This is a genomic window from Pseudomonas psychrophila (assembly GCF_001043005.1).
GTDB classification, from domain to species: Bacteria; Pseudomonadota; Gammaproteobacteria; order Pseudomonadales; family Pseudomonadaceae; genus Aquipseudomonas; species Aquipseudomonas psychrophila.
This window is the reverse complement of record NZ_JYKZ01000003.1, coordinates 443912-458796: the sequence shown is the minus strand read 5'-3', so window position 1 is coordinate 458796 and position 14885 is coordinate 443912. Positions and strand designations below refer to the sequence as shown.

Annotated in this window: 10 protein-coding genes; 3 read left to right on the top strand and 7 right to left on the bottom strand. The window is 59.8% G+C overall.

Annotated elements, in window-relative coordinates; all coding sequences use genetic code 11:
• Positions 1-4: 4 nt before the first annotated feature.
• The 7 genes from TU76_RS11295 to TU76_RS11265 form a co-directional block, all read right to left on the bottom strand.
• Positions 5-1042, bottom strand: coding sequence for a 3-ketosteroid-9-alpha-monooxygenase, oxygenase component (locus tag TU76_RS11295; protein ID WP_048351658.1), 1038 nt, complete (start codon positions 1040-1042; stop codon positions 5-7).
• Between the two features lie 220 nt (positions 1043-1262).
• The gene (locus TU76_RS11290; RefSeq protein ID WP_046808653.1) at positions 1263-2096 is read right to left on the bottom strand and encodes an SDR family NAD(P)-dependent oxidoreductase; all 834 of its coding nucleotides are present in this window, start codon (positions 2094-2096) and stop codon (positions 1263-1265) included.
• Positions 2097-2112: 16 nt separating this feature from the next.
• Positions 2113-2880 carry an SDR family oxidoreductase gene (locus TU76_RS11285; protein ID WP_019826476.1) on the bottom strand — a complete coding sequence of 256 codons (768 nt, stop codon included), beginning with the start codon at positions 2878-2880 and terminating at the stop codon, positions 2113-2115.
• A gap of 93 nt (positions 2881-2973) precedes the next feature.
• Positions 2974-4218, bottom strand: a complete 1245-nt coding sequence (locus TU76_RS11280) for a helix-turn-helix transcriptional regulator (protein ID WP_019826478.1) — start codon at positions 4216-4218, stop codon at positions 2974-2976.
• Between the two features lie 158 nt (positions 4219-4376).
• On the bottom strand, positions 4377-6803 hold the full coding sequence (locus TU76_RS11275; protein ID WP_019826479.1) for an efflux RND transporter permease subunit: 2427 nt from the start codon (positions 6801-6803) through the stop codon (positions 4377-4379).
• A complete protein-coding gene (locus tag TU76_RS11270; RefSeq protein ID WP_019826481.1) occupies positions 6800-7780 on the bottom strand; it encodes a WD40/YVTN/BNR-like repeat-containing protein in 981 nt (326 codons plus the stop codon). The genes TU76_RS11275 and TU76_RS11270 overlap by 4 nt, the downstream gene beginning before the upstream one ends.
• A gap of 636 nt (positions 7781-8416) precedes the next feature.
• Entirely contained in the window at positions 8417-9772 is a 1356-nt protein-coding gene (locus TU76_RS11265) for an MATE family efflux transporter (RefSeq protein WP_019826483.1), read from the bottom strand.
• A 218-nt stretch (positions 9773-9990) separates the two neighbouring features.
• On the opposite strand from TU76_RS11265, the gene TU76_RS11260 reads away from it, so the two are divergent.
• From TU76_RS11260 to TU76_RS11250, 3 genes are all read left to right on the top strand, one after another.
• Entirely contained in the window at positions 9991-10674 is a 684-nt protein-coding gene (locus tag TU76_RS11260) for a response regulator transcription factor (protein WP_019826485.1), read from the top strand.
• Complete coding sequence (locus TU76_RS11255) at positions 10652-12040, top strand: sensor histidine kinase (protein ID WP_019826487.1); 1389 nt, start codon at positions 10652-10654, stop codon at positions 12038-12040. Before TU76_RS11260 ends, TU76_RS11255 begins: the two co-directional genes overlap by 23 nt.
• A gap of 970 nt (positions 12041-13010) precedes the next feature.
• Positions 13011-14885 (top strand): extracellular solute-binding protein, encoded by a 1875-nt coding sequence (locus TU76_RS11250; protein ID WP_082136521.1) that lies wholly within the window; start codon positions 13011-13013, stop codon positions 14883-14885.

The window sequence follows — 14885 nt, the reverse complement described above, 5'->3', positions numbered from 1 at the left end:
TCAATCAGCGGTTATCAACGGTGGTGATTTCACGGCGTTCGGCCATACTCGCCGGCACACCGGCTTCGTCCGTAAAGAACTGCTGATACCACTCGCGCAGTTGATACACAGGGCCATCACCTTCAGCCAATACCGGATTGTTGACCCGAACCTTGTGGGTCCAGATATCAACGTCCTGATAGAAGGAATCCCGGTTACGTTGCACGTAATCCACCGCCAGCGCTTCGTTCTGCTCCTCTGTCCAGCCCGGTACTTTTTTGACCATACAGCCAAAACGCAGCTCAAAACTGTTGGGTCCGATCGGCACGTGGCAGTTAAGAAGGATGGACTTGATTTCCAGCCCTTCGAACACCGCGCGCATGCGGGTCAGGTGAGTCGCAGGGCCGTAATAGGCCGACTCTGCCACCAGATCACCCCCCAGGCGCTCAGAGTCGCCATGGAAGATCTGTTGAGCGATATGCCCTTCAAATACGTTATGGAAATACTTGGTCGGTGTGCCATGCACCGGGCCGAAATGCTGGGCATCCACCAGGTTGTCGACCAGTTCGCGGGGGTTGGTGTTGATGATCAGCTTGTCCATGTGCCAGCTGTGCAGCCACTCATCGTTGTCCATTTCGGGCAGATGGGGAATCACCACGTCTTCGGCAGGCGGCTTGCCTTCGGGGTTGTTCCACACGAACAGCAGCTTGTTCACTTCACAGGTCTGCCAGGCGCGGGTTTTGGCCTTTGGCGGTATGCGTTTGCAGTAAGGGATCTCGACACACTTGCCGCTGGCATCGTACTGCCAGTGGTGGAAGGGGCAAACCACGCGGTCATTCTCGATCGTGCCCTGGGACAGGTCGGCGCCCATATGCGGACAGTGGGCGTCCAGCACGCTGATCTCGCCCTTGGACGTGGCAAACGCCAGCAGTCGCGAGCCAAACACATTCAGGGTATGCAGCTTGCCATCACGGAACTCATCCGCTTCGCCCAGACAATGCCAACCACGGCCAAAGCGCGGCGACAAAGCGTTCTCGACGTGAATTTCAGCGAGTTTAGTCATTTTTATTATTCCTCAGGTTAAGGGCCAGGGCGCTTTACTGAGAGATCTTCACCGAGGTGAGAAACAGGCTCATCGTTCAGATGGACTAGGTACAGCACCCTGCCCCACATCCATGTGGCAGCTGGCTTGCCTGCGATGCGCACAACGCGGCGCTTCAGGCTGATTGAGGGGGATGCCATCGCGAGCAGGCTCGCTCCCACAGGGTGGGAGCCCGCCTTTATCAGCGCCAATCCTCAACAATCCCGTGTTCCCGGGCAAACGGCTGGCATTGAATGGTCTTGCGCTGATGATCGACTGCAGCCTCATTGGTTGCCAGCCACAGCATCACCGCTGCCGGCACCTCGGGCGGTGCAGAGCCTGCACGCAAGGCAATCACGCCCTTGTCACCGATGGTGGCGCGCAAGGCATCGGTGGTCACCACGCCCGGGTTCAGGGTGTAGGCGCGAATCCCCTGATCGCCGAACTCCACCGACAAAATCCCCGACAGCCGCGACACCGCAGCCTTGCCCGCACCATAGGCATAACCCCAGCCGCCCTTGCCTGCCGCCACCGGCGGATCGGTTTCACCCGCTCCGGAGGTGACATTGATCACTACCCCGCCGCCCTGCTCCAGCATCTGGCTGACCACGGCCCGGGTCAGCAGGAACGGGGTCATCATGTAGCCTTGAAACACCCGCTCCAGGGTCTCTGGCTGCAACTCCATAAAGGGCGCGTTCAGATCGCTGCCCTGATAAATCGCGTTATTGACCAGTACATCCACCCGGCCATATTCCGCAAACACCGCCTGACTGGCCGCAAGCACCGACTCACTGTCGAGCAGGTCCATGCGCACCACCAAGGCCTTGCGGCCCAGTTCGCGAATGGCTGCGGCGGTTGCGTTCAAACTGCCGGGCAACGCCGTGCCGTCAGGGTTGCGCAAACCGTGGGTGTGGTTTTCACCTTCTTCCAGGCTGCGGGCGCTGATGGCCAGATCAAAACCTGCACGGGCAAACGCCAACGCTGTTTCACGACCAATACCGCGACTGGCGCCCGTAATAAATGCCACTTTGTTCATAAGGACTCCTTTAAGGTCAGAAGCGCTGCGCACGCACCATTGCGTCCATACCACCATCGACGAACACTACGCTGCCGGTCACAAAACTGGCCTGGCTCGATTGCAGAAAAGCAACCACCCGGGCGATTTCTTCAGGCGTACCCGCACGGCCCAATGGCGCCACAAATTCACGCACCGCCTTGCCGAACCGCTCATCTTCCTTGGCTGCCTGGTGCAGCGGGGTTTCTACTGCGCCCGGCGCAACCACGTTCAGGCGAATACCTTGCGCCGCCCACTGCACCGACTTGCGCCGCGCTTCACAGGTCACCGCGTACTTGGAGCTGGCATAGGCGATGTGGGGCTGGCCCAGTGCATTGGCCAACTCCAGCGCCAGGGTCTCGTCACCGCCCAGCAAGGCTGCGACCATCGGTTGTTGATCCGCGCCGGGCTGGGTGGCGGCCACCGAGCCAATGACCAGCGCGGCCGGGTGTTGCCCCTTGGCCAGCGCATCGGCCAGGCCATCAAGCAATTCGCTGACGCCAAAGTAGTTCACCGCCAGCACCAGGCTGCTGGAAGACGCCGTCACCCCGAGCCCGGCGCAACACACCAGGCCGTCGAGCACACCGCCCGACTGTTCAAGCACCTGCGCCACGGCGGCCTCGCGCCCGGCACGGGTGGACAGGTCGGCGACCACCTCGGCATTGGCCCGGTCAATTCCGATAATGCGGTGCCCCGCAGCCCGTAATACCGCGCACACGGCGGCGCCGATCCCGGAAGCGGAACCACTGACAGCTGTAACTGGCATAAGACTTTCCTTGATGATTCAGGCGCTGGTTGGCCTGACTGAAGGGCAACTGGCAGTGGCGCTCAATCGCTACTGCCAGCCTGTATTCATTCCTTAAGCGCTTTTGCGAACGGGTCGCGCCAACTGGGGTGCTGGCACCACCACGGACTCAGCCGCTCGCAAGGCGCACTTGGGCTTTCCCAAGGCGACCACGCTGTTCAGCAAAATCCTTACCAGTTCGGTCTGACGGCGCACCCCCGTCTTGGAGAAGATCGAACGCAGGTGCGCCCGTGCGGTGTTGCGTCTGATATTCAGGTTTTCGGCGGCTTCTTCCAGTGACAAGCCGTTCGCCAACTCCATCGCCAGCGCCGTTTCGGCTTTAGTCAGGTTGAACAGCTGCTTGGTCACCACTTCACTGGCCAGCGACTTGCCGACCGAATCACGGATATAGATCACCGCCGCAGGCTTGCTTTTGCCTTCCGCCCATTCGAGCGAAGGAATCGCCTCGACCACCAGGCCCAGGCTGACCTGCCCCGATGGCCGAGTAACGGACATTGCATCGGCCGTCACCCCGCCGTCGCGCACTTCCTGGCTAAAGGCGTGCTTGACCAGACGCTGCAGCTCACGGTTATCGCTGGGGTAAGTGGCCTCCAGCCGGCCGCCCACCAGTTTCAAGCCATCAGCATTCTTGAGGATTTCTTCAGCAACCGGGTTAAGGCGCAGTACCTTGCCGGTTTCGTCGAGCACGATGGTGGCCACGGACAGGCGGCTGATGGCCTGCGCGTAAAGTTCGCTCATGGACTCGCTGCGATCGAGCAGGTTGTGCAGGTGCAGGGCCCGGCGCAGATGCGGCAAGAAACTGCTGCACAATGCTCGCTCGGCACTGGAGAATTTGGGAGACGTTTTGGGCCGGGTAAGACGAAAGCGCAGCTTGCCGCCGTCGGGAGTCGAAATATCGGCGCCCATCACATGATAGACATCCTGCTTGGCACAGTAGGCTTTGAAATACGGCGACTGCACCCACTCGGACTCGCTCATCAGGTCTTCAACCGTAAACACCTGATCAAGCGCCTGCCCGGCGAACGGAGTGTTGGCTTGCGGGTAGGTCTGATACGTCAACTCACCCTCGCCTTCGATATCACCAGCCACAATCATCAAGCCCAGATCGGGCTGATCCGGCACCCGCAGAATCAGGGTCGCGTAGTTGGCCTTGAACATGCTGCGAACGGCACACAAGGTACGACCCATCACTTTCGGGTCCAGCGCACCGTCGTAGAAGTTACCGACCATTTGATCGTAATCGGCCAGTTCGAGCCCCAGACTGGCCAGGGTTTGGTGGTTCAGGGTCACTGTATCCACGGACGTATCCTCGCATTGGGTCAGGTTCAAGACCTGCCCTTTTTATTGTTCTTATTACTAGCGGTTGTCTCTGCGCAGCCACTGCAACCGCAGCTGCGCAAAAACGCCTCAGTGTCTCTTTATGTTCACCGTCATACAAGCCCGGCAAGCTGTCTGTTTCAGCGGTTTGAAGCGTCCTTGGCGGCAACGCTCTGCTTGAGCGGGTAATGCCCTGCAGGTACGTCCCGGACGTGGGTTTTAACCCTGACCAACGGGCGACCCAAATTGAACCAGGCGGCCAGCGCTGGCAGCAGAAAGATGGCTCCGAGCACGTTGACCAGGAACATGAAGGACAGCAGCACGCCCATGTCAGCCTGGAACTTCAACGGTGCAAAAGCCCAGGTACAGACCCCGATGGACATGGTCAAAGCGGTAAACACCGCCGCCGTTCCGCGTTGGCACATGGCCTGGTAAAACGCGTTGCGCAGGTCTTTGCCGTCGGCCATCTCATGGGCAATACGCTCGTAAAGATAGATCCCGTAATCGACCCCGACCCCCACACCCAACGCCATCACCGGCAGCGTGGCAACCTTCAGGCCGATGCCCAGGGTGGCCATCAAGGCGTTGCACAGAATGGCGACAATCGCCAATGGCACCAGAATGCACAGCACTGCCCGCAATGAGCCGAAGGTCAGCCAGCAGAACAGCGCCACCGAACCGAACAGGGCTGCCAGCATCACCACCTCGGCCTGTTTGACCGCTTCGTTGGACGCCGCCATCACGCCCACGTTGCCGCCCGCCATCAGAAACTCCACATTCGGCCCTTGCAAACCGGCAATGATGCGCTGGGTTTCGTCGACCACATGACTCACCGTCGCCCCCTCGTGGTCGGTGAGGAACACCAGGATCTGCATCCGCTGGCAGCCTTCGGTCACCAATCCGTCGTCCGGCATATACGCCCGGGAGCCCTGACTCAAACCACGTTCGGAACCCGGGATCGCCGACCAGCGCGGGTTGCCTTCGTTATTCCCGGCAATCACGGTTTTGCCCATGCCCGCCACACTCTGTACCGACTGCACGCCCTCGACGCTACGGATCTGAAAGTCGAACGACTCGATCGCGCGCATCACTTGAGGCGCCAGGCAACCCTCTTCAATGCCTTTGACCCGCACAAACACCGACATCACATCCAGTCCGATGGAATAGCTGTTGATGATCTTCTGGTTGTCCTGGTTGTAGCGCGAGTCTGCCCGCAGTTCCGGCGCGCCGACGCCAATATCGCCCACCGCCAGGTCCCGGGCCTTCCAGGCGCCCACGCCGAGCAGCAACAGGCTGACCACGAACACGGCCAGCGCCGGTTTCGGCTCGGCCAGTGCCGACAGGCGCCACCACAATGCGTGCTTGCCCTGAACCTTGAGGCCTTGAGCCAAAGCGCTCGGTTCGAGTTTCAAGTACGACAGGATGATCGGCAGCATCAGCTTGTTGGTGATGATCATCAGCATCACACCAATACAGGCGGTCACACCCAGTTCATGCACAATGGGAATGTCGATCAGCATGATCACGCCAAAGCCCAGGGCGTTCATCAGCAAGGCCAGGGAGCCCGGAATGAATATCTTGCAAAAGGCCCCCTGCGCCGCCTGCACCGAAGAGCTGCCGCCCAGCACGTCCTGTTTCCAGGCATTTGTCATCTGCACGGCATGGGACACGCCAATCGAGAAAATCAAAAACGGCACCAGAATCGACATCGGGTCGATCCCGAGCCCCAGCAAAGGCAGCAGCCCCAGCAGCCAGACGACCGGCAGCAGCGCCACAGCCAGAGCGACAATCGTCAGGCGCCATGAGCGTGAATACACCCACAGCATCAGGGCCGTAATGACAAAGGCAATCACAAAGAAGCCGATCACCGTGGTCAGCCCTTCGACCACATCCCCTACCAACTTGGCAAAGCCGACGATATTGATTTCGATATCATCGTTGCTGTATTTGGCGCGGATATCCTCAAGCCGTTGGGCCACCTCTGCATACGACACCGACTTGCCGGTTTGCGGGTCCATATCCTGCAAGTCGGCGCGCACCATCGACGAAGTCAGGTCATTGGCCACCAGGCGTCCGATCTGCCCCGACCGAGCGACGTTATTGCGCACCTGGGACAGATCTTCGCCCGAGCCGATAAAGCGCGGCGGCACGACCACATCGCCAAAAAAGCCGTCTTCGGTGATTTCGATGTACCGCACATTGGCAGTAAACAACGAGGTCACACTGGCGCGGCTGACACCATTGATGAAGAACACGTCATCCGTGACCTTGCTCAAGGTATCGAGGTACTGGCGGTTATAGATATCGCCCTCGCCCTTCCACTTCACGCTGACCAGAAAGCGGTTGGCGCCGGTGAAGTACTGGCTGAAGTTGAGGAAGTTGACCATGAACGCATTGCGCACCGGGATCTGCTTGTTAAAACCCGGATCCAGCTGGGTGTGCGTGGCGCTGTAACCCAGGGCCAGCGTCAGCAATACAAACAGCGCCAGCAAGCTTTTGCGCCATTTGATCAACAGATCGGCAACGTGCTCGACCGCGCGATTTACTGCACTTTTTTCGCTACTCACTGGGCACCTCCGAGCGCAGCAACGCCGTCATCGGCCCCCTGAAACACACCGCGCTCCCCCCCCACCAGCAAGCGCTGGGCGCCGATCAATACAGCTGAAGTCAACGTACCCAGCCCTGGCAGGCGTGTGGCACTGACCAGACGACCATTGCCGTCCAGGCGAACCACAGAACTGCCCGCACCCACAATCAGCAGACCGCCGCCATTGGGCAAGAGTGCATGCCCGTAGAGCGGCAACTGATTGCCCACCTTCACAGGTTCCCAGGTCTGGCCAAAGTTCTGGCTGACGAACACATGCCCGCGCATGCCGTAAGTGACCCAACGGTCGGGGGTCAGGCGCACCACACCGAACAATGAGCCGTTGTAGAACGGTTCCAGTTTCTTCCAGCTGAGGCCTGCGTCGTCACTGCGCAACACCAGCCCCTGCTCACCCACCACCATCCGCCGACCATCGGCACCGCCGTCCATGCCATTGAGGTGAGCACTGTCCACCTCCAGCGGCTGGGCTTGCCAGGTGCGACCGTCATCATCGGACTGGTAAAACTTGCCAAAGCTGCCGAACGCCAGCACGCGATTACCGCCAGCACTCCAGACACCCAGCAAAGGCTCGGCGATGTCGCCATCAAAGCGGACCTCGGACCAGTTTGCGCCTTCATCTTCGGAGCGCAGGATCCAGCCATCATGACCCACCGCCAGCAGGCTCTTGTCTTCAAGGGCTACCAGGGCGGTGAGGGTCAGATCACGTTGTGGCTTGACCGCGGCGGCCTTCCAGGACTGCCCCTGATCATCGCTGAGCAAAATATTGCCGCGCTCACCCACCGCTACCACACGCTTGTCGAGGTACAGCATGCCGTTGATTTGCAGGCGGTCAGGCCGCAACTGAGCAGAAGCGACGGTCGAAGCAGGGCGGGGGGAGAAGGTAAACGCGATGGTTGCAGCGACAATCAGGCAAACCAGATAGCCGATCATTGAGCGCATGGTTGATGCCTCGCTGCACGATTCAGTTGCTGGGCAGAGTTCATGCAGCCAGTCCTCTTTTTTATTATCTTGGATGCTCTGGATTGCTCCTCGCAGAGGTATCCAGAACCTGGCTTCGATCATCGGACTGGTCAGTCACAGACACATCGTCCAAATGGCCTAGCCCGGATGGAGGAGTGAAAAAACGGCCATGGAGAATAGTTTTGCGCCTGTAGTCGCTGACGAGTGGAACGAGGCTGCGATCGAGCGCGCAGGGGCGCAGGGGCGCACCAAACCGGACGCAGCCTCGCACGGCTCGTCAGCGACTACAGATTCACGCTTACCCCTCCTCGTAGCAGTTGACGAGTAGAACGAGGCTACGTTCGATCGCGCAGCGGTCGCAAAACCGGTACACGCGCAGTGCCTGATTAACCGTGAAAGCCGACTTCACGACTGCTACGCAGCCGGACGCAGCCTCGTGCTACTCGTCAGCTGCTACGGGTCGTGAGTACAACCCACCAACCAGGTCGGACGCCACGGGGTGCAATGCTTTTGATCTGACCGCACCTGCGCGAGGGACTCCTGAGCGAAGCGAATGCCGGATATGTACCCGGTACACCCGTTATCACCCGAAGACCCAAACGCAGCATCACACACTCAAACCAGTCGCTGAATCTGCTTATGCCGCCACACAAACCGGTAATACGCGGCTTGCAACCCCAGCATGGCGATATAGGTCACAGGGAACGCCATCCACACCCCTTCGAGACCAAAGTGCGCATTGAGTGCATAAGCCACCGGCAACTCGATGCACAACACGCAGAAAATCGTGATCCCCATAGGCACCAACACCACCCCGCTGGCTCGCATGATCCCGCCAATCACCGCCTGGAAACCAAACACCAGAACGCTCCACAGCATGATATGCAGCAGGTGCTCAGCCCGGACCCGTGCGTCAACGTCAGTAATAAACAGCCCCAGCAACCAGTGGGAAAGCACATAGCCCAGCACAATCAGGAAACCGGTCAGGCACAGGTTGATCAGCAGCCCGGTGCGCAGGATGGGCCCGATGCGCTCAATGCGCCCGGCGCCAATGGCCTGGGCGCCAAGGATCGAGGCGGTGATTGCAATCGACAACGCCGGAAACTGCACGTAGTTGACGATCTGGGTCACGGCCCCGTAGGCCGCGGTCGCCTGGGAGCCGTGACTGTTGACCAGCGCCAGAATCACCAGCTCCGACAGTGACAACACCACCATCTGCACGCCCGTCGGCAGGCCGATGCGCAACACCTTGCCCAGAATTTCCCGGTTCAGGCGCAGTGCAAGCCAGAGCTCGCGATCTGGTGCCATCACATGGTTTTTGTGGCGCAGGCGCAGCACCAAAAACAGCATGGCCAGCACGTTGCCCACCAGCCCCGCATAGGCAGCACTTTGAATGCCCATGGGTGGCAGGCCGGTCCAGCCCAGGATCAGCGCCGGGGTCAACAGTAAACCCACCGCCGTTGAAACCATCAGTGCCAGCAATGGCGAAACCGTATCACTGACCCCGCGCAGAATTTGCGTGAACAAAATAAATACCAGCAGCAATGGCATGATCAACATCATCACCCGGGCATAACCGACGGCCTCTTCCAGCACGTCAACCGGCGTGCCCAGCGCCTGCAAGGCGGGGCGCGCCAACAGGCTGCCCAGCACCGCAGCAAGCAGCCCGATCAGCGCCCCAAGGGTCAAGGTGGCCCCGGTGATCTGCTTGACCATCGTGGTTTCCCGCGCGCCCCAGGCCTGGCCGATCAGCACCGAAGCCCCCGCCCCCAGACCAATGACCAGCGCGATAAAAAAGAACACGATGGGAAACATCCCCGATACCGCGGCCAGCGCCTGAGTACCCAGCAGTTGCCCGACATAAATCCCGTTCAGGGTACCGGAGAAGCTCTGAAGGAAGTTGGACAGCACCATGGGCGCGAGAAAGATCAGGTAGATCCGCCACAGCGGCTGTTGCGAAGGGGTTTGCATGAACACAGCGCCTGAAAAAATGAACAACGGGAGTTATACCGCAAATGTATCCAGATATTCCTGAAGAGCAGGATCAACGACCCGGCTTGAGGGTCTCATCAGGGGCATTTGGACTACGCTTTCTGACGACTTGCTGAACATGAAGAAATATTCAGAAACGTTTCAGCTTTTTGCGGGCAAAATGTGCTCAACGCTGAAAGAGCCCATCAGGTGACGGTATGACCCGTATTTTGACCATTGAAGACGATGCCGTAACGGCGAAAGAAATCGTGGCTGAATTGACCAGCCACGGCCTTGAGGTCGATTGGGTAGCCAATGGTCGCGAAGGTTTGGTGCGCGCAGTCAGTGGTGACTACGACCTGATCACACTGGACCGCATGCTCCCCGAACTGGATGGCCTGGCGATTGTGACCACCCTGCGCACCATTGGCGTGAGTACACCGATTCTGATGATCAGCGCCCTGTCCGATGTCGACGAGCGTGTACGCGGCCTTCGCGCAGGGGGTGATGACTACCTGACCAAACCTTTTGCCAGCGACGAAATGGCGGCCCGGGTTGAAGTCCTGTTGCGGCGCAAAAGCCCGGTCGACAAATACGAAACGTCATTGCGCGTCGCGGACCTTGAACTCAACCTGATCACCCGTGAGGCCAGTCGCTGCGAACAACAGCTGAGCCTGCTGCCCACCGAGTACAAGTTGCTGGAGTTCCTGATGCGCAACACCGGGCAAATCCTCTCGCGCATGATGATTTTCGAAGAGGTCTGGGGCTATCACTTCGACCCTGGCACCAACCTGATCGACGTGCATATCGGTCGCCTGCGCAAAAAAATCGATCCTGCGGGCCAGGTGCCTCTGATTCGCACTGTCCGAGGCTCGGGTTATGTCATTGCCGAACCCCTCTAAGGGCTGGCGTTCTTCCAGCAGCCGACTGCTGGCGCTGTACAGTTTTCTGTTCGTAGCCTGGAGCTGCATCCTGATGGGGGTGCTTTATTACGAGGTGTCGGATTACCTGGGCAATCTGGCCAAGCACTCGCTCATGCAACGCCAGCATTTGTTTGCCCGCTTTGAAGGCGAACAACTGGACGAAGCGCTTGCCACCAGCATGACCTTCGACATGCGCGCAGTGGATGCCTATGGCCTGTTCGATGCCCACCACAAGCCCCTGAGTGGCCCCATTCGATCACTCCCTGCGGGTTTGCCGCTGGATGGCCAGATCCATGCCCTGAGCACCTGCATCGACTCTGACAACCCCGACCTGCCCCAGGACAGTTGCGATGCCATCGCCACACAGACCAACGACGGCCGCTGGCTGGTACTGGTACGCGACAACGGTTCGCTGTTTGCCGTCACCCGGATCATTTTGCACGCGCTGCTCTGGGGCTTGTCGCTGACCATCATCCCGGGCATTGCCGGTTGGCATTTGCTGCGCCGACGCCCCTTGCAACGCATTCGGGCGATTCAGGCCAGTGCCGAAGCGATTATCGCGGGGGATTTAACCTGCCGCCTGCCGTTGTCCAATCGACGTGACGAGCTGGACATGCTGGCCGCCATCGTCAACGCCATGCTCGATCGCATCGAACTGTTGATGCACGAGGTCAAAGGGGTGTGCGACAACATTGCCCACGACCTGCGTACCCCCCTCACCCGCTTGCGGGCCCAGCTGTACCGGATGCGCCAGCATGCTGTCGAGGGCTCCGCCGAGGCGCTGCAACTGGACGAAGTGATCGGCGAAACCGACACCTTGATGGCACGTTTTCGCGGATTGCTGCGCATATCCGAGCTGGAAGACCATCAACGACGCTCGGGCTTCCTGCAGCTCGATCCGCTGCCCTTGCTGCAGGAGCTGTACGATTTTTACCTGCCTCTGGCTGAAGAAGGCCAGGTCACCCTGATTCTCGACACGGAGCCGACATTGCCCAGCCTGACGGGCGATCGCGCATTGCTGTTTGAGGCACTGGCCAATCTGCTGAGCAATTCGATCAAATTCACCCCCCCCGGCGGCGAAGTGACCCTGCGAGCCACAGACGATAACGGGAGCCCGCGCATTGAAGTGCTAGACACAGGCCCCGGGATCCCCGAGGCCGAGCGGGAGGCAGTGTTCAAGCGTTTTTACCGCTGCGATGACACGCACGGCGGTTTTGGCCTGGGCCTGTCCATCGTAGCCGCCATCGTCAACCTGCACGGCTTTAGCCTGGACGTCAGCAACCGCGAAAGCGGCGGCGCGTGGTTGACCCTGCACTGTCGACAAAGGCTGATTAACCCCGGGTAATCCTTTATTTAATTAGCAATAGTGTGGGAGCCAGCCCGCTCGCGAAGGCATCACCGCGATCATTCGGATAAACCACATCGCCTGTATCGCGAGCAGGCTCGCTCCCACAGTAACCCCTGCAAGCTCAACTCTTCAGGGCGCCAAAGTTGAAGTGGGAGCGAGCCCGCTCGCGAAGGCAGCACCGCGATCGTTCGGATAAACCACATCGCCTGCATCGCGAGCAGGCTCGCTCCCACAGTAACCCCTGCAAGCTCGATTCTTCAGGGCGCCAAAGTTGAAGTGGGAGCGAGCCCGCTCGCGAAGGCAGCACCGCGATCATTCGGATAAACCGCGTCGCCTGCATCGCGAGCAGGCTCGCTCCCACAATAATCCCTGCAAACTCAACTCTTCAGGGCGCCAAAGTTGAAGTGGGAGCGAGCCCGCTCGCGAAGGCAGCACCGCGATCGTTCGGATAAACCGCATCGCCTGCATCGCGAGCAGGCTCGCTCCCACAGTAACCCCTGCAAGCTCAACTCTTCAGGGCGCCAAAGTTGAAGTGGGAGCGAGCCCGCTCGCGAAGGCAGCACCGCGATCGTTCGGATAAACCGCATCGCCTGCATCGCGAGCAGGCTCGCTCCCACAGTAACCCCTGCAAGCTCAACTCTTCAGGGCGCCAAAGTTGAAGTGGGAGCGAGCCCGCTCGCGAAGGCAGCACCGCGATCGTTCGGATAAACCGCATCGCCTGCATCGCGAGCAGGCTCGCTCCCACAGTAACCCCTGCAAGCTCGACTCTTCAGGGCGCCAAAGTTGAAGTGGGAGCGAGCCCGCTCGCGAAGGTCTCAAAAGCGACGCGATTATCCAGTGGATACGCGCTATCGTGAATGACCTTCGCGAGCAAGCTCGCTCCCACAAAAACACCGCTCGTTTAAATGAACAGCATTGGCTGTGCGGGTGTGGGGGTTTTCAACGCGCGGCACAAGGATCTCCCGGCATGCCTTTACGATTCCTGCCCCTGCTCCGCTCCATGCTGGCGCCCGTACTGGCCTGCATGTGCCTGAACGTAAGTGCAGCACCCAGCGAGGCCATGACCGTCTATGGCGAAGCGCCCAAATACCCGGCCAGCTTCCAGCATTTCGACTTTGTAAATCCGAACGCCCCCAAAGGCGGCTCCCTGAGCCGGGCGGCGATGGAAATCGGCCAGTTCAACTACATCACGCCCTACGTCGATCAAGGCACCGGGGTCGCTCAAGTAAACGACTGGGTCTACTCGCCACTGGCCTTTCGTTCACTGGATGAGCCCTACACCGTATACGGCCTAGTAGCGCAAAAAATGGAGCGCGACCCCGAAGGACTGTGGGTACGGTTTTACTTGAACCCCAAGGCACGTTTCGCGGACGACACACCAATCACCGCCCGGGACGTCGCCTACACCTACAACCTGCTGATGACCAAGGGCAGCCTGGGCTTTCGCATGCTCTATGGCGAGGTCAAGGGCATGGAGGTCGAAGGCCCGCTGCAAGTGCGCTTCGACTTCAAGAGCAACCAGAACCGAACCTTGGCGCTGGATCTGGCGAGCATGCGCATCCTGCCGCAACACTGGTGGGAAACCCGTGACTTCAGCAACGGTGGCGGTTTTGAGCCCCCTTTGGGCAGCGGCCCGTATTCGGTGTCCCAGGTAGATCCTGGGCGCAGCATCAGCTTTGAGCGCAACAAAAACTGGTGGGCCAGGGACTTGCCGGTCAGCAAGGGGCTATACAACTTTGACCGCCTGACCGTGAATTTTTACGGTGACACGGACGTGGCCCGCGAACTGCTCAAGGGTGGAGCCTTCGATTACAACCGCGAATTCTCGGCCACCGGGTTCAGCATCGGCTACGACAGCCCCAAGCTGACCGATGGCCGCCTGCAAAAAGGGGTATTCGCCAAGCAAAAGCCGGGGGCGGCACAGGGCTTTGCCTTCAACCTGCAAAATCCGTTTTTCCAGGACCGCCGGGTACGCCAGGCGCTCAGCCTGTTATGGGATTTTGAATGGACCAACAAGCAGATGATGCGCAGTTTTTATGTGCGCCAGCAGAGCTACTTCCCGAAAAGCGAAATGGCTGCCACTGCCCTGCCCGACGCCCGCGAACGGGAGATCCTTGAACCCCTGCGCGGCAAGGTTCCAGATGAGGTGTTCACGCAGGTCTACCAGGCGCCGAAAACCGATGGCAGCGGTTACATCCGCGACAAGCAACTGCAAGCCCTGGCGCTGCTCAAGGAGGCCGGCTGGAGCGCGAAAAACAACACCTTGGTCAACGCACAGGGCGAGCCGCTGAGCTTCACATTCCTCGATGGACAGGGCGGATTCGACCGCATGATCCTGCCGTACAAACGGACCCTGGCGCAGATCGGGATCAACATGGAAATCCGTAAGATAGACTCGGCGCAATACGTCAACCGGCTCAATGCCCGTGACTACGACATGATCGTGGTGGGCTTTCCGCGCAGCGGCGACCCCATTGTCTCCCCGGGCCGAGAGCTTTACGACATGTATGGCTCGCGCAGCGCCACCCAGCCCGGTGCCTCCAACGCCTTCGTGCTGCGCGACCCGGCAGTGGACACGCTGCTCGACGGATTGGTACAAGCCAACACCCGTGACGAAATGGTGCATTACGCCCGCGCCCTCGATCGCGTCCTGCAGTGGGGCTATTACATGATTCCCAACTATTACTCGGTGGGCACCCCGACCGTGTACCAGAACCGCTTCGCCCGTCCGGCGCTGGAGCCCAAGTATGACGAGGGGCTGAACACCTGGTGGGAAGTCAGCAAAACCGCACAAACCAACGCCGCCATGAACGCTACGGGCAAAGCGTCGGAGGGGCATTGA